General features: G+C 48.9%; 18 protein-coding genes. 16 read left to right on the forward strand and 2 right to left on the reverse strand.

Features of this window, described 5'->3' with window-relative positions; all coding sequences use genetic code 11:
- Positions 1–170: 170 nt before the first annotated feature.
- The 14 genes from TDIS_RS05665 to TDIS_RS05730 all read left to right on the forward strand — a co-directional run bounded on the left by TDIS_RS05665 (position 171) and on the right by TDIS_RS05730 (position 16,285).
- Positions 171–1,574, forward strand: a complete 1,404-nt coding sequence (locus tag TDIS_RS05665) for a NapC/NirT family cytochrome c (RefSeq protein WP_068670231.1) — start codon at positions 171–173, stop codon at positions 1,572–1,574.
- A gap of 203 nt (positions 1,575–1,777) precedes the next feature.
- A complete protein-coding gene (gene nrfD, locus TDIS_RS05670; RefSeq protein ID WP_068670233.1) occupies positions 1,778–2,944 on the forward strand; it encodes an NrfD/PsrC family molybdoenzyme membrane anchor subunit in 1,167 nt (388 codons plus the stop codon).
- An 11-nt stretch (positions 2,945–2,955) separates the two neighbouring features.
- Complete coding sequence (locus TDIS_RS05675; protein WP_068670235.1) at positions 2,956–3,720, forward strand: 4Fe-4S dicluster domain-containing protein; 765 nt, start codon at positions 2,956–2,958, stop codon at positions 3,718–3,720.
- A gap of 17 nt (positions 3,721–3,737) precedes the next feature.
- A complete protein-coding gene (locus tag TDIS_RS05680) occupies positions 3,738–4,154 on the forward strand; it encodes a cytochrome c3 family protein (protein WP_068670236.1) in 417 nt (138 codons plus the stop codon).
- A gap of 70 nt (positions 4,155–4,224) precedes the next feature.
- Complete coding sequence (locus TDIS_RS05685) at positions 4,225–4,680, forward strand: FKBP-type peptidyl-prolyl cis-trans isomerase (RefSeq protein WP_068670237.1); 456 nt, start codon at positions 4,225–4,227, stop codon at positions 4,678–4,680.
- Entirely contained in the window at positions 4,677–5,900 is a 1,224-nt protein-coding gene (locus TDIS_RS05690; protein WP_068670239.1) for a cofactor-independent phosphoglycerate mutase, read from the forward strand. The genes TDIS_RS05685 and TDIS_RS05690 overlap by 4 nt, the downstream gene beginning before the upstream one ends.
- A gap of 5 nt (positions 5,901–5,905) precedes the next feature.
- Positions 5,906–7,531 carry an L-aspartate oxidase gene (gene nadB, locus TDIS_RS05695; protein WP_244147486.1) on the forward strand — a complete coding sequence of 542 codons (1,626 nt, stop codon included), beginning with the start codon at positions 5,906–5,908 and terminating at the stop codon, positions 7,529–7,531.
- Complete coding sequence (locus tag TDIS_RS05700; RefSeq protein ID WP_208595679.1) at positions 7,515–8,204, forward strand: YggS family pyridoxal phosphate-dependent enzyme; 690 nt, start codon at positions 7,515–7,517, stop codon at positions 8,202–8,204. Before nadB ends, TDIS_RS05700 begins: the two co-directional genes overlap by 17 nt.
- The gene (locus TDIS_RS05705) at positions 8,201–10,390 is read left to right on the forward strand and encodes a DNA internalization-related competence protein ComEC/Rec2 (RefSeq protein ID WP_068670249.1); all 2,190 of its coding nucleotides are present in this window, start codon (positions 8,201–8,203) and stop codon (positions 10,388–10,390) included. The genes TDIS_RS05700 and TDIS_RS05705 overlap by 4 nt, the downstream gene beginning before the upstream one ends.
- Positions 10,371–10,793 carry an archease gene (locus tag TDIS_RS05710; RefSeq protein WP_068670250.1) on the forward strand — a complete coding sequence of 141 codons (423 nt, stop codon included), beginning with the start codon at positions 10,371–10,373 and terminating at the stop codon, positions 10,791–10,793. Before TDIS_RS05705 ends, TDIS_RS05710 begins: the two co-directional genes overlap by 20 nt.
- Positions 10,763–12,322: an ASKHA domain-containing protein gene (locus TDIS_RS05715; protein WP_153303782.1), complete on the forward strand. Its 1,560-nt coding sequence runs from the start codon at positions 10,763–10,765 to the stop codon at positions 12,320–12,322. Before TDIS_RS05710 ends, TDIS_RS05715 begins: the two co-directional genes overlap by 31 nt.
- A gap of 9 nt (positions 12,323–12,331) precedes the next feature.
- Positions 12,332–13,651, forward strand: coding sequence for a ribosome biogenesis GTPase Der (gene der, locus TDIS_RS05720; RefSeq protein WP_068670252.1), 1,320 nt, complete (start codon positions 12,332–12,334; stop codon positions 13,649–13,651).
- A 6-nt stretch (positions 13,652–13,657) separates the two neighbouring features.
- Positions 13,658–15,295, forward strand: a complete 1,638-nt coding sequence (gene hflX, locus TDIS_RS05725; protein WP_068670253.1) for a GTPase HflX — start codon at positions 13,658–13,660, stop codon at positions 15,293–15,295.
- Between the two features lie 39 nt (positions 15,296–15,334).
- On the forward strand, positions 15,335–16,285 hold the full coding sequence (locus tag TDIS_RS05730) for a manganese-dependent inorganic pyrophosphatase (protein ID WP_068670255.1): 951 nt from the start codon (positions 15,335–15,337) through the stop codon (positions 16,283–16,285).
- A gap of 48 nt (positions 16,286–16,333) precedes the next feature.
- On the opposite strand, the gene TDIS_RS05735 is transcribed toward TDIS_RS05730, so the two are convergent.
- Together TDIS_RS05735 and nadC are read right to left on the reverse strand one after the other, a co-directional pair.
- Positions 16,334–17,113 (reverse strand): sulfide-dependent adenosine diphosphate thiazole synthase, encoded by a 780-nt coding sequence (locus tag TDIS_RS05735; protein ID WP_068670257.1) that lies wholly within the window; start codon positions 17,111–17,113, stop codon positions 16,334–16,336.
- Between the two features lie 98 nt (positions 17,114–17,211).
- A complete protein-coding gene (nadC, locus tag TDIS_RS05740) occupies positions 17,212–18,069 on the reverse strand; it encodes a carboxylating nicotinate-nucleotide diphosphorylase (RefSeq protein WP_068670259.1) in 858 nt (285 codons plus the stop codon).
- Positions 18,070–18,156: 87 nt separating this feature from the next.
- Here nadC and TDIS_RS05745 point away from each other — a divergent pair, with 87 nt between their 5' ends.
- Both TDIS_RS05745 and TDIS_RS05750 read left to right on the forward strand, forming a co-directional pair.
- On the forward strand, positions 18,157–19,107 hold the full coding sequence (locus TDIS_RS05745; RefSeq protein WP_084270987.1) for a sigma-54 interaction domain-containing protein: 951 nt from the start codon (positions 18,157–18,159) through the stop codon (positions 19,105–19,107).
- Positions 19,108–19,145: 38 nt separating this feature from the next.
- Positions 19,146–21,056, forward strand: a complete 1,911-nt coding sequence (locus TDIS_RS05750) for a tetratricopeptide repeat protein (protein ID WP_153303783.1) — start codon at positions 19,146–19,148, stop codon at positions 21,054–21,056.

Below are 21,056 nucleotides of genomic sequence, written 5' to 3' on the forward strand. Positions count from 1 at the left end.
TTGCTAAAGAAACTGAGGTTGAAGGTGAAGTAGCTCCCGCTACCTCCTAGTTGTAAATTTTTGATTTTAGATATAGTAGGGACAAAAAGAGCCCCCCATGGGGGCTCTTTTTGTGGAAATTGTTAACTAAATCTAAAAAATTCTAAAAATCTTAGTTAGGAGGGAAGAGGATGTTGAAAGAAGGCTGGTTATTTTTCAAAAGTTTTATTAAACAGAATAAGCTCTGTCTAATAGGGTCTATTCTACTTTTGGTTACTGTACCTCCGCTTACTATTTTCGCTTTAATAGATAGTGCTTACCATGTAGAATCACACGTTTTGCAACAGTTTTTCTATCTAGGTCTTTTTCCTTTAATGCTTTTGGGGTTGGCCCTTTTTTGTGTAGGAATTTTTATCTCCAGACAGGGATTCTTTTCTACTGAAACCATTAAAGAGCTGGTTCAAAAGGCGGATAAAGCCAAGGTTTTAAAAGAAACCGCCTTAGTGACCTCGGTAATTCTTACAGTTGTACTTATCTGTATGGGTGCCATTGTCTATAGTGCGTATCATTATACAGAATCCGTTAATTTTTGTGGGAAATTATGCCACAAAGTTATGACTCCGGAATTTACAGCTTATAAACACTCTCCTCATGCGCATGTGAAATGCGTGGAATGTCATATCGGTCCTGGAGCTAGCTGGTTTGTAAAATCCAAACTAAATGGAATGAAGGAAGTCGTAGAGTATCTTACCAATACGTATCCTAAACCTCTTCCTACCCCCTTGCATAACCTTCGGCCGGCTAGGGAAACCTGTGAAGAATGTCACCGGCCTGAACACTTTATTGGTTATAAGTTTGTAATCAAAGAAAAGAGAGAAACCGATGAAAACAACAGCAAGGTTTATACCGTTCTTTTAATGAAAACCGGAACCGGAGGTATGCGGGCCCAGAAGGCTCATGGTATCCACTGGCACGTGTCTCCCGATGTGAAGATCTATTACAAGTATACGGATGAAAAGAGGGAAAACATCGTAGAGGTCATCAAGGTAGAAAATGGTCAGAAGACCGTTTTTAAGGGAGGCGAGGAAGTAGGCGAGGGCCATATCCGCGAGATGGATTGTTTGGATTGCCACAACAGGCCCACCCATATTTTCCATTCCGCGGAGGAGGCGCTTGATCTTCAGTTTGTAAGTGGAGCCATGCCTGAGGACCTCCCCTTTATTAAGAAGGTCGCTCTCGAAGCGATTACCAAGGAATATTCCTCCCGAGAGGAGGCCGAGATCAAGATTGCCGAATACATAAACAATTACTATCAGAATAATTATCCGGATATCTTTAAAAATGACAAAGAAAAAATCGATAAGGCCATCAAAGCCGCACGTGAGGCCTATTTATTGAATGTATTTCCAGAGATGAACATCTCCTGGAACACTTATACCAATTTCCTAGGCCATGATGGTTGTTTCCGCTGTCACAATGAGGAACTGGAAAGTGCAGATGGAGAAGTTATTCCCCAGGATTGCTCTTTGTGCCACAATCTATTGGCGGAAGAGGAGGAAAACCCCGAAATTTTGGAGACTATTTTAGGAGAATAGTTCTTTTAGAGGCCCGGGGATCCCCGGGCCTCTTTTCATTTTAAATCGTTTTAAAAATCCCCCCACAAAATTATTTTTTGCCTTCTAATCTTCCCTCACGCCCTCTTCTTTTTTAAAATCTTATTTGACCTTTTAGAAAAAAGTCTGTTAAATCTGGAGAACAGAAAAAAAGGAAGTTCCAATTTCCTAAAAAGGAGGTCCTTATGTTGGTAGCCCAAGGCGGAGTCAAGAATAGTCGTATAGTAGGATTGTTTGTTTTTTCTTTGATTCTTTTAGGCATAGGTTTAGTAGCTGGACTTCGAGGATTCATTGTTGGACACGAGCATGTCTATGGAGTTACTCGGGAGGTTCCCTGGGGCATTCTTATTTCTACTTATGTTTTCTGGGTGGTGACTTCTACTGGACTCTGTTTGACCTCCTCCATCGGGCACGTTTTTGGCTATAAGCCTATGCACCCCATTGCCAGCCGGAGTATATTCCTAGCTATCGCCACCATCCTTTCTGGATTCCTAGCCATCGGATTGGAGCTCGAAAATCCCTGGCGTATGCCTATCTGGAACGTCCTTTCTCCCAACCTCAAGTCCAATATCTGGTGGATGGGGACCCTTTATGGTGCTTACCTCTTTTTTATGCTGATAGAGTTCGGTCTCATAAGGCTTGGCAAACACAAGGAAGCCTCCATGGCCGGCCTCTTAGGAGTCGTTGCCGGAATAGCCGCCCATAGTAATTTGGGGGCAGTCTTTGGACTACTTCATGCTCATGAATTCTGGTACGGACCTTATATGCCCATCTATTTCATTGCTTCGGCCATGATGAGTGGGGCCGCAGCCATCATCTTCTTCACCTGGCTGGCTTATAAGCTATCCGGTCGTCAGATGGAGGAATCTATGGTTAAGGCCCTCCAAGTTACCGGAAAGGTCTATGCCCTTCTTACGGCGGTGGTGATCTTTTTTACCATCTGGAAGATCATCGCCAGCTTGGCCGGTAAACCCCATGGCAAGTGGGAAACGGTGATGGCCCTTATGAAAGGACCCTATGCCTTCAATTTCTGGGTCTTTGAGATCTTTCTGGGGTTGGTTCTTCCCTTCCTGGTAGTAATTGGGGTCAGGGCCAAAGATATAAACGCCATGGCCTATGTGGCAGGGCTAGCACTATTGGCCATCTTTGTCATGCGATATGATTTGGTGGTTGGCGGTCAGATCGTGCCTCACTACCATGGTATGCACATCTATGGCCTGCCCGAGTATTATCATTACTTCCCTTCCCTTTCGGAATGGTTGGTGGTTCTAGGTAGCTTTGGTCTTTTTGGTTCCCTGTTCCTCTGGGGAGAGATGGCCTTTGACGGTCATAAAGAAATTCATCACCATTAAGGAGGTGTTCTATGTATTTAAAGGATTTCGCTAAGTGGCTTAAGAGTCTTAAAAACGAAGGGGTCGAGCATGTTTCTGTTGAGGAAAGGAGAAAATTTTTAAAAATGGGGCTGGTCATTACTGGAGTCTATGCCGGTGGTACCTTGCTTTCGGTAGTTTCGAAGGTTAACGAGGTTTATGCGGATATACCCGAATACGTGGGACATTATCCCTATAAACCTCACTATAGCATGGTCCTTAGGACAGACCGGTGCATAGATTGTGAAAGGTGTATGGAAGCTTGCCGTAAGACCAACCACGTCCCTTCTTACGGCTGGCGGACTAGGATACTGGAACAGCATCTTCCCAAAGGCGAAGGTGAGTGGGAAAGACGGTTTATGCCCATCCTTTGCAATCACTGCAACGAGCCCCCCTGTGTAAGGGCCTGTCCCACCAGGGCCACTTATAAGGACAAGAAGACCGGAATCGTTAGGATGAACGTCAAAAAATGTATCGGTTGTAAGACTTGTATGGCAGCCTGTCCTTACAATATGCGTTATTTCAATGAGGAAAAACGTGCTATAGATAAATGCGATTTCTGTTGGGAGAGCCGTCTTTCAAAAGGCGAAAAGATTACGGCTTGTGCTCAGGCCTGTCCGGCTAAGGTTAGGATATTTGGAGACCTTTCGGATCCGGAAAGTGAAGTTTTCCAGCTGGTGCACGATCCTCAACGGGCCATTTGGGTCTTGAGACCTGAAGTAGGGGCCCGACCCAACGTCTTTTACACCATAAACTAAAAAGGAGGTCATAAGCCATGAAGAAGATATTTCTCCTTTTGGGTATTTTCTTTGTAATAGGGTTATTTTTCCATAGCCTACCCTCCATGAGTCAAGAGGGAAGTAGCGAAGAGGAGGCCGAGTATCCCACCGAACCGATAATTTTTACTCAACCTCTCAAGGCTGTCCTTTTTGAACACAAGATCCATGTGGAAGAGGCTGGTCTTTCCTGCGAGGATTGCCATGAGGAAGTTTTTCCTATGGAGGCCGGAAGCACTCAAGAAAACGAAGACTTTACCATGGAGGCCCTCTATAACGGCAAATATTGTGGGACCTGTCATGACGGTGAGTCGGCCTTTGCCTCCAATACCCGCTGTGCCACCTGTCACATTGGGGTCATGGGTTTAAAAAGATTGTCCGGTCAAGAGTCGCAGACCGGGCACGAAGGACATTGAAGATCTTTTAAGACTTGCCTCTTAACTTAGGAAAGATTATCTTCCCCCTCGAAAGAGGGGGTTTTTTGTTTTGGGTATAAAAATAGAACACGGCGATAAAGTTACCTTCCGTTATCAAGTCTTTAGCGATACGGGGTTGGTAGATGCCTCTCCAACCCCGATAACCGTTGTTGTAGGCGAAGGCCAATTTTTTAGGCCGGTTGAGGAGGGCCTTCTTGGAAAAGAAGAAGGAGAAAAGGTTGTTGTCTGGGTGCCTCCCGAGGAACACTATGGCCGCTACGACCCGAAGAAGGTAAAGCTCATCCCCAGCGAGAAACTCCCTCCTCAGGCCCGGGTGGGAGAGACGGTTTTTATTCAGGATGAGTTTGGAGTCCTTCATCCGGCTAAGCTCCGCCGTCGGGATGTTTCACTGGCTGTGGTGGATCTCAATCATCCTTTGGCTGGGAAGTATCTCCGGTTTGAGGTCGAGATTCTAAAGATTGAAAAAACGCCTTCCGAACCTTCTGGAGAAGGAGGAGACTTATGAAGTACATCGTGCTGGTAGGAGATGGTATGGGGGATTTTCCTCTCAAAGAGCTCTCCGGCCGGACACCGCTCGAAGTGGCCACTACTCCCGGTATGGACTTTTTGGCCCAGCATGGCGAAATGGGCCTGGTTCAAACCGTACCTCAAGGAATGTCTCCGGGGAGCGACGTGGCCAACATGAGCCTCATGGGATATCCCCCCCAGGAAAAATATACCGGTCGCGGTCCAATTGAGGCTGCCAGTCTCAATATTCCCATGAGACCCGAAGATGTGGCCTTCCGATGTAACTTGGTAACCCTTAAAAAGGTTGGTACCAACCTTATCATGGAAGACTATAGCGCCGGCCACATCTCTACCGAAGAGGCCCGGATACTCATAGAAGATCTGAACCGAGAACTTTCTACCGATAAGCTGGAGCTATTTTGCGGCAAGAGCTATAGGCATATCCTCCTTTGGAGAGGAGGGCCGGAAGGCCTAAGAACCTTCCCTCCTCATGACCTCATCGGAAAGAACATCTATCACGCCTGGCTAGCCTACAAAGAGGAGCCCATGTTACGGGACTTCCTGATCCGAGCCATTAAGATCTTGGAGAAGCATCCGGTTAATCAGAGAAGGGTTCAGGAAAACAAGCCTCCGGCCAATGCCCTCTGGCCCTGGGGACAGGGAAGGATACCTTTACTCGAGCCCTTCTCCGAAAAGTGGGGCCTTTCGGGAGCGGTGGTGGCCGCCGTGGATCTCATTAAGGGCCTTGGAGTACTCGCTGGTCTTGAGATCATAGAGGTCGAGGGAGCCACCGGGTATCTTGATACCAATTACGAGGGCAAAGCGCTTGCGGCTATCGAAGCCCTTAAAAAGCACGATTTCGTATTCCTGCACGTGGAGGCCCCGGATGAGGCTGCCCATCAAGGTTCCATTGAGCTCAAGATTAAAGCCATTCAGGACTTTGATCGCTATGTGGTAAGAACCATTCTTGAAGAGGCGGCGGCTAATTTCAGTGAATATCGTATCCTGGCGGTTACGGATCATCTGACTCCTATTCCCTTGCGGACCCACTCTTCCAAACCGGTCCCCTTCGTAATTTTTGACTCCCGAGACGAGGATATCAAACGTTCGGAGGGTTTTTCTGAACGGACAGCTCAAGGAAGTGGCCTTTTTATACCTGATGGTCAGACCCTAATGATCCGTTTTCTACAAAAGGAGCCTAGGCTTCCTCAGGAATGATGCCCATGCAAACCGACTTTTTGATCATAGGTTCTGGTATCGCTGGACTCTCTCTGGCTCTTAAACTCTCCTCTCTAGGAGAAGTGACCATTATTACCAAAAAGAAGGCTCACGAGGGGGCCACCGTTCTAGCCCAGGGAGGTATAGCCTGTGTAATGGGCGAGGACGACAGTTTTGAACTTCACATTGAGGATACCTTACGGACCGGAGATGGACTTTCCCATCCTGAAATCGTAGAGCTGGTGGTAAAACAGGCTCCAGAGAGGATCCAGGAGTTGGTGGCGCTCGGGGTGGAGTTCACCCGTGATCCCGAGAACCCGGAAAGATTTATGCTAGGGCTTGAAGGGGGACACTCTCGCCGAAGGATCCTCCATGTGGAGGATCACACTGGCCGTGAGATCGAGAGGGTTCTGCTTGCAAGGGTGCGGGAACAGGCCAACATCAAAATCCTTGAGAATCGGCTGGCGGTCGATCTTATAACCTTGGGCAAGATTGGAAAAGCGGTCTCCGGGGATCGGGTCATCGGGGCCTACGTTATGTCTTGGGAGACGGGGGAGATAGAGGTTTATCTCTCCCGGGTGGTGATTTTGGCTACCGGAGGGGCTGGAAAAGTCTATCTATATACCAGCAACCCGGACACGGCTACCGGGGACGGTATTGCGCTTGCGGTAAGGGCTGGCGCCCGGGCAGCAAATCTGGAATTCGTTCAGTTTCATCCCACGTGTCTCTATCATCCAAAGGCCAAGAACTTTTTGATTTCAGAGGCCTTGCGGGGTGAGGGGGCTCGTCTTCTCGGTCCGGACGGAAGATCTTTTATGGAACGATATGATCCGGAGAGGCGCGAACTTGCTCCTAGGGACATCGTGGCCCGAGCCATTGATATGGAGCTCAAGCGCACTGGGGCCGATCATCTGTATCTGGATATTTCCCATAGGGGAGCAGATTTCATCAAGTCTCGCTTCCCTTACATTTACGAAACCTGTCTCCGCTACGGTATCGATATTACGAAAGAGCCTATTCCGGTGGTTCCGGCAGCTCATTACATGTGTGGGGGGGTAATGACTAATCTCTTTGCCGAAACCGATATCCCAGGGCTCTTTGCCGTAGGGGAATGTGCTTTTACCGGACTACATGGGGCAAACCGTCTAGCCTCAAACTCTCTCCTTGAGGCCCTAGTCTTTGCCCATCAGGCCGCTTTGAGGATTCGCGATAGATGGCCGGAGTGGCGTAAGCTTCCCTTTATTCCGGCCCCGGAATGGGATCCCGGAGGGGCAGTAGATATGGAGGAAAAGGTACTTATCTCCCACAACTGGGATGCCATCAGGCGTCTGATGTGGAACTACGTGGGGATTGTGAGGAGTCTCGACCGTCTTCACCTGGCCTGGAGGAGACTTAACTTTATCGCTAAGGAGATCGAGGATCACTATTGGCATTATATCCTTACTCCGGAGTTTGTAGAGTTAAGGAACTTGTGTCAGGTGGCTCGTCTTGTCGTGGCCTGTGCCCTTTCAAGACGGGAATCCCGGGGGACTCATTACTTAAAGGATTTTCCCAGAAGGGATCCCGCCTATTTAAAGGACACCATGGTTGATCGGAGGGTTCTCCTTGAACGGAGTGGCGGAGAATCTTAGACGTATTAGGGAAAAGATTGCCGAGGCCGCTCTGAGGGTCGGCCGAAAGCCTGAGGAGGTTAAAATCCTTGGGGCGGCCAAAGGCCAGTCCACGGAAAAGATCAGGGAAGCGGTGGCCGAAGGCCTCACTCTTATAGGAGAAAATTACGTTCAGGAGGCCGAAAAGAAAAAGCCTTTTCTTTCGGATCTTTCCCTTACCTGGCATCTCATCGGACATCTACAGAAAAATAAGGCCAAAAAGGCCTTTGAGCTCTTTGATCTAATTGAGACTGTGGATCGAATCGAGATCGCCGAAAAGCTCTCTAAGCTGTGCCAAAAGACTGGACGTAGACTGCCGGTATTTATTGAGGTCAACGTGGGTGGCGAGGAAAACAAAAAGGGAATCTTACCGGAGGCCCTTCCAGAACTTATCCGCCATATAAAAGATCTCCCGGGGCTAGAGATCCGGGGCCTTATGTGTATTCCTCCCTATTTCGAGGATGTGGAGGCCGTAAGACCTTATTTCAGACGCCTCCGGGAACTGCGGGACGAACTTCAAGAAAAGTTTGATCTTCCAGCCCTTACCGAACTTTCCATGGGCATGAGCCATGATTTTGAGGTGGCGGTAGAGGAAGGTGCTACCATTGTGAGGATAGGGACTGCCCTCTTTGGTCCGAGAACACCGAAAAAGTGATCATAAAAAGTCCTCTTCAGGCGGCCGCCCTGGGTCTCTCCTTAGGGCTTCTTTTTTACTTCTGGTGGGTGTCTCCTTCCTTGCACAACTATCTCGGAGAAACCCTTGTTGAGGGTCAGATTTTAAATGTCAGTCCTTATGCCGGTAGAACCATCCTAGAGGTCAAAACCTTTTATGGCAAAGGGATTCTCTTTATGCCTTTTGAGGCCTGGAAATGTCTTCCTGGACGGTTTTTTAAGGCTCGGACCTTTCCCACTTCTTCCGGTTATCTCAATCTTTTTGATACTCCTCGGGAAAGACATCTCCTAGCCCGAGGACTTTTCTTTGCGGCCCGGGTAAAGCGCATAGAAGATATCTCCTGCTTTGATACCCATAGAAGTTCTGTTCTCTTAGACTTTAGGGCCCATCTTTTTGATTTCGCCCGGAGACTTTCACCCTTGGCTCAAGGCCTGTTCTCTGCCCTGGTTCTAGGAGAGAAGGGGCCATTGCCTGAGGAATTCAAAGAGACACTTAAGGCTCAGGGGCTCTATCATTTTCTTGCGGTTTCGGGGTTTCATCTAGGACTTATCTACGGCATGATATATTTCGCCTTCCGCAGATTATGGGTACGAATTTTTCCGTCCCAGGGGATACCGGCTCAGATCCCGGCGGCCTTCTTCGCTCTATGGGGGGCTGCCTTCTACGCCTTGCTTTCCGGCCCCAGCCCTTCGGCCCAAAGAGCTTTGATCATGCTCCTACTATTCACCCTCTCTCGGGTTTTATTTCTCAGAACTTCGGGTTTCGATCTCCTGGCCGGGACAGTGTTTACCATATTGATTCTTTCTCCGGAAAGCATTCTCGACCTTTCCTTTCGGCTCTCCGTAGCCGCAGTCCTGGGAATACTCGTGGGACATAGACTCTATCGAAAATTGTCTCTCCCTCCAAACCGCTTCGTACGATATCTTCTTGGAAGTTTTTTTGTCTCTCTGGGAGCCAGTCTCGCTACCCTACCCTTACTCCTCTTTGCTTTTGGAGAAGCCCCGCTTCTCTCACCCCTTAACACCCTTATTCTTTCTCCGTTCTGGTGTTTGATTCTCATACCTGGAGAAATGGTGGTCGCCGGGCTTTCCTTCCTGAGTGAAGATCTGGCTCACGAGCTAGCCGAATTCTTGGGAGGCCTCTTTGAACGGGCGGTCCATCTTCCTTTACCCAATTTGGTTTTGACACCCCCCTATCCCGTGGGACTTTTTATTTTGACCTCATTTTCCCTGGCCTTAGGGATCCACTTCGGCCTCCGAAAACGTTACAAACCCGCCCTGATCTTGGTTTCGGTGACAGCTTTGTTTTTATTTTCAGGGCTTTTTGTCCGCTATGCGCTCTTCTATTCGGTAGTCCTTGATATAGGTAGGGGAAATGCCATCCTGGTACACCTTCCAGGGGATCGCAATCTCCTATTTGACGCCGGGGCCAGGTATGGCTCGGCCGACCTTGGGAAAAGGATTCTCGTACCAACTTTACGTAAATTAGGGATAGGACATCTCGATTTTGTTATCATCTCACATCCAGATCTCGATCACACCGGAGGTCTTCCGGCTTTACTCGAAAGTGTTCCGGTTACACGAATACTCTCAGGCAAGTTTCGCCGGGAGGACTGGCAAAAACTGGGGCTAAGCCCTCCGCTTGATGAGGTGGTTCGGCCTGAGGTTCTCAAAGTTTCCTCGGCCGAGATCTTTCTTTTTTCCGGAACGCCGGAGTCCCGAAACACCAATCGGGAAAGCCTGATGGCCTATCTGGAATATGAGGGTCTCACGGTCTTTTTTCCGGGAGACGCCGATGGCAAGCGTTTGGCTCGGCTGTTTCGTTTCGGCGGAACTATCCCCGCGGAGATTTTCATCCTTCCTCATCATGGAGCCCGAAACGGATACTTTGCCCCGTTTTGGCAAGCTATTGACTTTCGAGTGGCCGTGGCCTCCGCCAGAGGCCCTCGTCATCCTCATCCTTCGGTGTTAAAAATTCTCAAACTATATCATCGTCCGTTATACGTAACGGCCCAAGAAGGAACCATTACAGTCTTCCTAAAGCGAAACGGATTTCTGGTTTGCTCGGCAAGGCCCCTTAAGAAAGGACTTCCGTTGGAGCTTATCTGGCCTTATATTCCTTATTTAAATGAACAAGGATGTCAAAGATATGAACTTCACGCCTTATGAAACCTTCGAACACGGGGCCGATATCGGGGTAAGAGGCTATGGACGAACTATAGAGGAGGCCTTTGCCAACGGTGCCCGAGCCTTATTTTCGTTGATGGTGGAAAATTTTGAGGCTATTGAGCCTAGAGAGGAGACCCCGGTTTCGGTTTCGGCAGAACTTCCAGACGAACTCTTTGTAGCCTGGTTGAACAGACTGATCACCCTCTCAGCCCTAGAGCACAGAGTATTTAGTGACTTTGAAATCAAAATCAAGGGTGAAAACCTTCAAGGCGTAGCTCGCGGAGAGGCTTTAGATACCGAGAAACATCTTCTAGGAATAGAGGTTAAAGGAGCCACCTTTACCTTGGCAAAAGTGGCAAAAGAAGGCGATCTTTGGGTAGCCCAATGTGTGGTGGACGTATGAGGCCGGTGGTAGAGATTATTTCGTTAGAACTTCCGAAGCCCTCTCTTCAAGATCAGCGATCTGACGAAAGGCGCTTGAGGGAAGCCCTTTCGGAACGTCTTGGGGAAAGCCCTGCCCTTCCTCTCTACCTTTTAAGGAAGCTTCCTGAGGTTTTAAGGGGTTCCGACTTTAAAGTGGAAGTAATCTTGGGCCGTACCGAAAGGGGTTACGAAGTACTAGAGGTGTTTCCCAAGGGAAAGGGCGGGCCGGTCTATGGCCTGGGGATTGACCTAGGGAGCACAGGAATTGCCCTTTACTTGGTAGATTTCAGAGAAAAAAAGGTCCTCAGGGAGGCCAGTTTCAGGAACCCTCAGATTCCTTATGGGGAAGACATCCTGACTCGCCTCCATTTCGCCGAAAGACCAGGAGGGCTGGCGGAACTTCAGGAGAAGACTATAGAAGGTTTGAAAAGTGAGATTCTGAAACTGGTAGGAGAGAAGGAGACCGAATATCTTTATTACTACGCCTTCTGTGGGAATACTACCATGACCCACTTTTTCTTGGGTCTTCCTACCAGGTGGCTCTATCGAGAACCATATATTCCTTGTGCCAATGCCATTGACGTCCTGAAACTCAGAGAAAGCGGGCTTCCAGGGCATCCCGAAGCCCTGCTCTTTGTCTTTCCCTCCGGTGGAAGCTATTTCGGCGGGGATCTCATCTCGGGACTTCTTTTTGCTGGTCTTCATCGCGGCGAGGCCATTTCGCTTTTCGTGGATGTAGGGACTAATGCCGAGATCGTCTTGGGCAATCGGGAATTTCTTTTGGCCTGTGCCGGTGCCGCAGGGCCGGCTCTTGAAGGCGGTGTGCTGGCCTGTGGGATGCAGGCCCGAGAGGGGGCTATCGAGAGGATACGCATCCGGAAAGGACAACTAGAACTCAAGGTTATCGGGGATTCGAAACCGATTGGTATCTGCGGATCAGGCACTATTGAACTTCTGGCAGAGCTATTCCTTGCCGGTCTAGTAAATCCTCAGGGGATATTTCAGCCGGAAAGGTGGCCTGAAAGATTTCGGGAAATAGATGGTGAACTAGCCTTCGTGCTCGCCGACGAGAGCGAGAGTGGTACCGGGCGGCCCATCTATGTAACTCAGGGTGAGATCAAAAATCTCATTCGCTCCAAAGGGGCCATGTACACCATGCTTACGGTGATCTGCGAGAGTGTGGGAGTGCGATTTAAGGATCTGGAGCGATTTTATGTGGCTGGAAGTTTCGGAAATTACATCGATCCCGAGGCGGCCATCACCATAGGGATGCTTCCTGACCTTCCACGAGAAAAGTTCGTGGCGGTGGGCAACGCCGCCGGCGCCGGAACGGTAAAGTTTTTGCTGGAAGGAGATTTCGAGGAGGTTCGGGAGATCGTCTCCAAACTCACCTACCTTGAGATGAACGTAGAGAACCGTTTCATGCAGCTTTTAACCGGGGCCCTCTTCCTCCCACACACGGACCTTGATCTCTTTCCTTCGGTAAAAGCCAAAAGGCCTGGAATTTAGGAGCAAAAGATGCCTCACAAGATCGTCCTTATAGGCAGACCGAACGTTGGCAAATCTACCCTCTTCAATACCCTGATCGGAGAACGGAAGGCCTTGGTGGAGCGCACACCTGGAGTGACCCGAGATCGGTTGTACGGAGAGGCAGAAATCGAGGGCCGTAAGGTCACGGTGATCGATACCGGAGGACTTACTCCTGAGGTGGAAGAACTTTTCAGTCACGAGATTCTACGACAGGCCGAGGAGGCCCTGGCGGAAGCGGACCTAGTGCTCTTCCTCGTAGACGCTCGGACCGGCCTTACCCCCCTTGACGAGAGAATTGCCGAACTTTTGCGGAAAAAGGAAAAACCGGTCCTTCTGGTGATAAATAAGGTAGATAGTAAAAAGGAAGTTCTAAACCTTGGGGAATTTTATGCTCTGGGCTTTGAACCCCTGCTTCCCATCTCCGCCAAACACAAAAAAGGCCTTGAGAATTTGAGAAAGGAAATCCTGGCACATCTACCGGAGGAAACTGAAGAGGAAGCCGAGAAAAGCTTGGCGCCCATCCGAGTCGTCATCTTGGGACGCCCCAACGTAGGCAAGAGTTCTCTTCTCAACCGTCTCGTAGGTTATGAGCGGATGATCGTTTCAGATATCCCTGGAACCACCCGGGATAGCATTGATACTTTGCTCGAGCTCCCTGACGGTCGACAGTATCTCCTTATAGACACCGCCGGTATTCGCCGCCGTCCTCGTATCAAGGCCCGGACCGAGAAGTTCAGTGTGGACAAGGCCTTTGAGGCCCTGGATCGGGCTGAAGTGGCCATCCTGGTCCTTACTGCCGAAGAGGGCATTACCGACCAGGATCAGAAGATCCTCTCTCAGATCGAGAAACGCCATAAGGCCTGTATTATCTTGGTCAACAAGTGGGATCTCTTGGACGGCAAACGCGAGGAAGGCAACATCCTTATGGAACAAATCAAATACGGAGCGAGATTTGTACCCTGGGCACCTATTTTGACTATTTCGGCCAAGACTGGTAGGCGAATAAAGGAGGTCTTGCCCTTGGTAGACGAGGTGTATGCTGCATACTCCCGTCGTGTGCCTACGGCGCAGGTCAATCGGGCCCTGGAAGAGATAAAACGAGAGCGGGCCCTTTACACTCCCTCGGGAAATAGATTAAAATTTTACTACGCCACCCAAGCGGAGATCAGACCTCCTACAGTGGTGGTCTTTACCAATTATCCAGAAGAGATACCAAAAAGTGTGGAGCGGTTTATTAAAAATCGTTTGCGCAATTATCTCGGTTTCGAGAAATCTCCATTAAAAGTGGTCTTCAGGCCCCGCCGATAAAACTTAATGGCCAAGACGGTTTACGGACACATCAGCGGACTTAAACCTAGTGAACTTCGGGCCCTGGAACGACTTTATCGACGTAGGGTTCCGGCTGACTATCTCATAACTCATGAACTCTCCCGAGAGCTCTCTCGGCTTTCCTTTGAGCTCAACCGCCAGCTCGGATTACTCATCAATCGCCGTGGAGAAATAGAGTACGTGATTGTTGGTGATTATCACCAGATCGTGATTCCGGCGATCACCAGATCTCGGAAAAGCGAGGGCAGACTAAAAGGCCTGCGTTGTGTCCATACCCATCTCTCTCACGAAGGGCTCGATCAAGACGATCTTCTAGACCTGGCTTTTCTGCGGCTGGATTGTATGAGCGTGCTTGAGGTCGGTGAGGCAGGGCTTCCTGGACGTCTACATACCGCCTATCTCCTTCCTCAAAAGGATAGCGACGGGTATTATGGCTATCTTTCTCCGGTTTATCCCTGGGAGCTCAAGGGAGACTTCAGGGAGTTTATAGAGTCTTTAGAGGAGGAACTAGAGAGAGTAAGACCCCTCAAAGAAGTGAGCGACCGGGAGGACCGGGCCCTACTGGTAGAAGTCCACTCCGGTCCCAAATTCTATGCAGAAGAAAGGCTTTCCGAACTGCGAGAGCTAGCTCGCACCGCTGGGGTCACAGTGGTGGGAGAGGTCATCCAGCGGCGCGATCGCCCTGATCCCCGCTACGTGGTCGGCAAAGGTAAGCTTTCAGAGCTCATCATCCAGGCCATGCAGACCTCAGCTAATCTTCTCATATTCGATTGTGAACTTACGCCTTCTCAAGTTAGAGCTCTCACCGAGATGGTGGATCTTCGGGTAATAGACCGCACCCAACTTATCCTGGACATCTTCGCCCAGCGGGCGAAGAGCCGCGAGGGCAAGATCCAGGTGGAGATGGCCCAATTGCGATACATGCTCCCACGTCTTAGGGCCAAGGACGACGCTTTTTCCCGTCTTACCGGGGGCATCGGAGCCCGAGGACCGGGAGAGACCAAACTCGAAGTTGATCGTCGCCGTATCCGAGAACGGATTGCTCGTCTTGAGAGAGAACTCAAGGCTATCTCCCGTCAGCGTGAATTACGGCGCAAACGACGTAAACGACATGGGCTCCCGGTAGTGGCTATTATCGGTTACACCAATGCCGGCAAAACCACTTTACTTAATACCTTAGCTCGCGAGCATCTGCTGGCTGAAGATAAGCTTTTTGCCACTCTGGATCCGGTGAGCCGCAGGATAAGGCTCCCTGACGGAAAGACGGTGCTTTTCACCGATACTGTGGGTTTCATTCGTGAACTTCCTAAAGACCTCAAGAGGGCCTTTCAGGCTACTCTCGAAGAGCTTTACTCTGCAGACCTATTGCTTCATCTCGTGGATATTAGCCATCCCGATTTTGAAGAGCACATTAAGACCGTAGAAGAAATACTCGAAGAAATGGGGCTTTCCAGAGCGCCAAGGCTCTTGGTTTTCAATAAAATTGATAAACTTTCTCCCGAAGAGGTCAGGGCCTATCAAAATCGTTATCATGCGGAAGCTATTTCGGCCTTAAATCCCGAAACTTTGCCTCCTCTGCTCTCACGTTTGGCAACCTTTCTTGACAATGAAAAGCCCATGTGATAGGACAAACCCGGAAATTCAAGATCAAAGGAGGGTGAGATGAGCAAGATATATGTAGTGGGGCACAAGAGCCCGGATACGGACTCCATTTGTTCGGCTATTGCTTACGCTTATCTCCGCAACGAGTTGGTCAAAAAGGGCTATATCAAAAACGATACTGAAGAAGCCGTAGCCGTGCGGCAGGGAGATCTCAATCCTGAGACTGAATTTGTGCTCAATAAGTTTGGGGTAGAAACCCCGGAACTCATGAGTGATGGAGCCGGCAAAAAGGTGATTTTGGTAGATCACAGCGAGCGGGGTCAGACCGTGGACAACATTGATGAGGCCCAGATCCTAGCCATTATCGATCACCACAAGATCGGTGATATTAGCACCCCCAACCCTATTACCTTTATCAACTTTCCCACAGGTTGCACCGCTTCCATCGTGAAGGGGCTTTTCGATTACTTCCAGATCGAGATTCCCAAGGATATCGCGGGTATCATGCTCTGCGCCATTTTGAGCGACACGGTGGCCTTCAAGTCCGTGACTACTACGGACTTCGATAAGAAAATGGCCGAGGATTTGGCTAAAATAGCCGGGGTGGATGACGTTATGGCCCTCGCCATGGAGATGTTCAAGGCCAAGTCCGACGTCTCTGGAAAGAGTCCACGGGATCTCCTTTACCGCGACTTCAAGGACTACACCATGAGCGGCAAGAAGGTAGGGGCCGGACAGATCGAGGTGGTGAGCCTAGATCTGTTGGCCGAGGTTAAGGACGCCATCTACGAGGAGATGCAGAAGGTGAAGGCCGAGGGTGGTTACCACACTATCGTCCTCATGCTCACCGACATTATGAAGGAAGGTACGGAACTCCTAGTGGTGACCGACGATCCTTCCGTGATCGAGAAGGCCTTCGGCAAGGCCCTGGAGGGCAAGAGCGTGTGGCTCGACGGGGTGATGAGCCGTAAGAAACAGGTGGTTCCGCCGCTGGAAAAAGCTTTTGGTTAGAGAAGAAAAGAACTCAAGGAAGAGAAGGGGGCCAAACGGCCCCCTTTTTTATTTTTTGAGACGAGCGGCAATTTCCTGGGCCACTTTTTCGCCAGAAAGAAGCATGCCTCCGAAGATAGGCCCCATGCGGTAGGAACCGAAGGTGGCGTTGGCGGCCATTCCGGCCACGAAGACTCCAGGAAAGACTTCTCTTGTATTTTCCAAAGTAGTGGTCTCGGCTACGTCTGCCCAAAGGGACTTTTCGCCCTCGATCTTTCCGCTGGGAGTCATGAGTTGAACTCCCAGTTTTTTCTGCATGATGTGGAGCACAGAAAGTTCGTGACCGGTGGATTCCACCACGTATTTGGATCTTATGGCCAGAGGATCCACATGGAGACCCCCCATTTCCACTGCAGTCCAGTTGATGACCAGACCCACCACCCTATCCTTTCGCACCATGACGTCTTCCACGCTTATGAGATTGAAGATCATGGCCCCGGCCTTACGGGCGGCATATCCTAGGGCGCAGACCGTTTCCACGGAATCGGCGGTGTAATAGTCTTCCTGCCAGGGTCTAGCCTCCACGCCGATTTCCTTTAATAGTCTGGCTCCTTCTTCCTGAACTACGATTTCGTTGAACATCATGCCCCCACCCCACATACCACCGCCGATGGAGAGCTTGCGTTCAAAGATCGCTACCTTGAAGCCCTCTTTGGCTAGCTTGTAGGCCGCCATGAGTCCCGAGGGCCCAGCTCCTACTACCGCTACATCAAGTTCCAGAGCTTCCTTCAACTTTTCGGTGAACCTCTCCACGATGGCCTGTGTAATCTTCACTTCATCAAGCGCCATAAGAGCCTCCTTTTTGGTTTTGGGGATTAGGCTTGTCGCCTTTTTTGGAGAAAACTATAAACGGGTCTTCACATCGGCACAATAGGAAGTGAAAAATTTCAAATAAAAAGTTTTTCGATTTTCAGATTGATGTCCATGGCCCGGGCTGAATGGGTTAAACGTCCCACGGAGATGAGGTCAACGCCTGTTTCGGCTATGGCTCTCACATTTTCGAGAGTGACTCCCCCCGAAGCTTCAAGGATTATCTTAGGGTTGAGGCTACGGGCTAGTTTTACGGCTTCTTTCAGCTCCTCAAGCGACATGTTATCTAGGAGGACAGCCTCGGCTCCGGCAGAAATAGCCTCTCGAAGCTCGGTCAAGGTTTTGACTTCAATTTCTATTCGAAAGACGTGGGAAAAGGTTCGAGCCCGGGCGAGGGCCTCCTTTACACCACCACAGGCTTTGACATGATTGTCTTTGATAAGGATGCCTTCCGAAAGACCGAAGCGGTGGTTTGAGCCTCCCCCTACCCTTACGGCGTACTTTTCAAGAACCCTAAGTCCTGGGGTGGTCTTCCGAGTGTCCACGACTTTGACTGGGAGATCTGCCAGCTTTTTTACGAACTTTCTGGTAAGGGTGGCAATTCCTGAAAGATGCTGCATGAAATTCAAAGCTACCCGTTCGGCTTTTAGGATGGAGGCTACGCGTCCGGAAACCTCAAGAAGGGCTTCACCGGCCGAAACTTCACTGCCCTCCTCCACCAAAGGGCGAACTTCCAGTTCCGGGTCCACCTTATGAAAGACGGATAAAGCCACCGGAAAACCACAGAACACCAATTCTTCTTTGGCCCGGGCTACTCCTAGCCCTTTCAGGTCCGAAGGGATCAGAGCCTCGGTAGTGAAGTCCCCGAAAGGAAGGTCTTCTTTTAAAGCCGCTTCGATAAGCGAATCGTAAAGTATTGGATTGGGAGCTAACATAAAAATAATGTAGCTTAACAAGAGAACTTGGGTCAAGACTGTTCAAAAAATTGACATAAGTGTTAGGCCTGTGATATCTTTCTGTACATGGAAATCATAGGTCAGAGTTCGGCCATAAAAAGGGTCTTTAAACTTATAGAGAAGGTTGCTCCTACTGAAAGTACAGTCCTTATTTTAGGCGAGTCCGGAACCGGAAAGGAGTTGATTGCCCGGGCCATTCATCAGAAAAGCCGACGAAAGGATGGTCCATTTATTCCAGTGAACTGTGGAGCCATTCCGGAGGAACTTTTAGAGTCCGAACTTTTTGGCTACGAAAAGGGGGCCTTTACTGGAGCCAACCGTAGTAAACCCGGGCGTTTCGAGCTAGCCAACGGAGGCACCATCTTTCTCGATGAAATCGCGGAGATGAGCCCCAAGCTTCAGGTAAAACTCTTGAGGATCCTTCAGGAAAAGACGATTGAGCGTCTCGGAAGTGAGAGGTCCATATCGGTCAATATTCGGATCATTGCGGCTACCAATCGAAATTTGGAGGCGGAAGTAGCCGAAGGTCGCTTCAGGGAAGACCTGTATTTCCGTCTAAATGTGATTCCCATCCAATTGCCCCCTCTTCGCGAAAGAAAGGAGGATATTCCCCTTTTAGCCGAGCACTTTCTCGAAAAATTCTGTGAGCGGGAGGAGGTGCCCTTAAAGCGTCTTTCTGAAGAAGCCCTCAAATGTCTTTTAAGTTACTCATGGCCCGGCAACGTAAGAGAACTCGAAAATCTGATGGAAAGACTGGTCATCTTGACTGAAGACGAAGTTATAAGAAAAGAAGATTTACCTGAACACCTGTGTGAACCATCTTCTCTCAGCTTGAATTTTCCGGGAACCTTCCCCCCCGAGGGACTAGATCTACAAGAGACATTGAAAGAGATCGAAAAGTCCTTGATACTCAAGGCCCTTGAGGCCTCAGGAGGGGTCAAAAGTAGGGCTGCCAAGCTCTTACGACTCAATAGAACTACCCTCATCGAAAAGATGAAAAGACTCGGCCTTTGTTGATTTGGCCTTCTTTTTGCAAATCTCTTTTAGGGCTGATAATGAGATTTAAGATAGTGGCTATTATAGCGGTTTTCTTATGGGTAAACACGGTCTTCGGGATTAAGGTGCCCGAAAGGGATCCCTCCTGGTGGCTTTCTGAAGCTCGTTTTGTCTATCATCAGGGCGATCTTATGGGGGCCCTTCAGATCATTAAAGAAGCCCGAAGACGCTTTCCTGGAAAGCTCACCCGAGAGTTTAAATGTCTTGAAGCTCAGGTCCTTTACGATATGGGAAAACCCCAGGAAACAGTTAAGCTCTTGGAGCCCCTTTCCATCTCTTATGAACTGCCAGACGAGAGCTTATTGCTTCTGGCTAAGGCTTATTTAAAATTAAAGGATTTTGGAAAAGCCCTTTTTTACGCCCGATTAGTTGAGAAAAAGACTTCCCGAAGAGATTTGTCCTGTCAGGCCAAAGGCATCGTAGCCAAAGCCTATTTAGCCAATCGGATAAAGGCTAAGGCCGTAAAGAAGGCTCAAGAAATATTGGAATCTACTTGTAGCGAGAAGATAAAGGCTCAGGCCTTAGAAGTCCTTATTGAAGGTGGATATTCTCCAGAAGAGATTCAAAATTTCTTCAGGAAATTTCCTGCTTTGAAACTTTATGCTCCCAAATTTTTTAGGCATCTCGGAGATTTTTATCTTTCTAGAAAAAAGTTAGAAAAGGCCGAAAAGGCCTACTTCCGTTATTTGAACCTTTCTGGGGAAGAAGAGGAAGCGCCGGCAATCCTTTTTAAAATGGCGGAGGCCTACTTCCATCAAAATCAATTAAGAAGAGCTCGCATTTACTATGAATTACTTCTTACTGCTTGGCCCCATCTGGACGAAGCCAAATTTGCCAAGTTCAGGCTTTATCATTTGAACTACATTTTTCACAAAAAATTAGGTCTTCCCACCCTTAAAGAGAGAAAGGTTCTCATACCCCTCATCAACGAATTACGAAAAAAGTATCCCACGAAAAAGATTACTGAAGAAGCCCAAGCCCTTGAGGTCAGATTATATTTAGAGGACAAGAAGCCGGATAAGGCCTTTTTTACGGCTATAGATTTTCTAAAGAGATACCCGCAATCGGAAATAATTAATGAAGTTTACGGTTTGTTATGTGAGGCGGATTCTCTTTATCTCCAAAAGCTTTATGGAGAAAAAAAGGACTTCGAGATCTTGGCTTTGGACCGGGAATATCAGGAGTTTTTAAAATCTGCAACTTGTGGCCCACACTTTTACTGGTTAGGCAAACTCTTCGAGAAATACCATCTTGAGACCCAAGCCAAATATTACTTAATACAAGCCTATGAATTTGGAGTTCCCAAAGGCTGGGAGCCTGTGCTCATGCTTGTCCTGGCTGAAGAGGCTATTGTTAGCGGCAAAGTAGAAGTGGCTACTCAGCTTCTGAAACTATTGATTCAAAAATATCCTTTTTATGCTCAAAATCCAACCTATCTTTATCTTAAAGGTCTGTACGCCTATAAAACCGGAAGATGGCTTGAAGCTCGCATATTTTTCAAAAAAATTCTATCTCAGAAAAAACTGTCACCAGAAATAAAAAGCAAAACCCTTTCTTCCTTCTTTTCGCTAGCCTTGAAATCCAAGGATATAGATCTGGCCTTTGAACTTTTGAAAGATCAAGATTTTCCTTCCGGGGAAAATGAATTCGCCTTTCTCATCCAAATGACCTTGGAAAACGAAGATTACCTGAGAGCCAAGAAGATTTTGGCTTTTGCCGAAAAACGTTTCCCGAATTCGGTAACCCTAAAGTGGTTGAAGGGCCTCCTCCTCGAAAGGCTGGGCCAGGAAAACGAAGCCCTTGGGGTCTGGAAGGAACTTTCCGGGAAGGAAACCACCGAAGGCAAGTTGGCCCAAGGAATCTTGAGGAGTCTCGAACTGGTCGAGGAAGCTAGAGAGGTAATATATTAA

The sequence above is a fragment of the Thermosulfurimonas dismutans genome, from assembly GCF_001652585.1.
Classification (GTDB): Bacteria; Desulfobacterota; Thermodesulfobacteria; order Thermodesulfobacteriales; family Thermodesulfobacteriaceae; genus Thermosulfurimonas; species Thermosulfurimonas dismutans.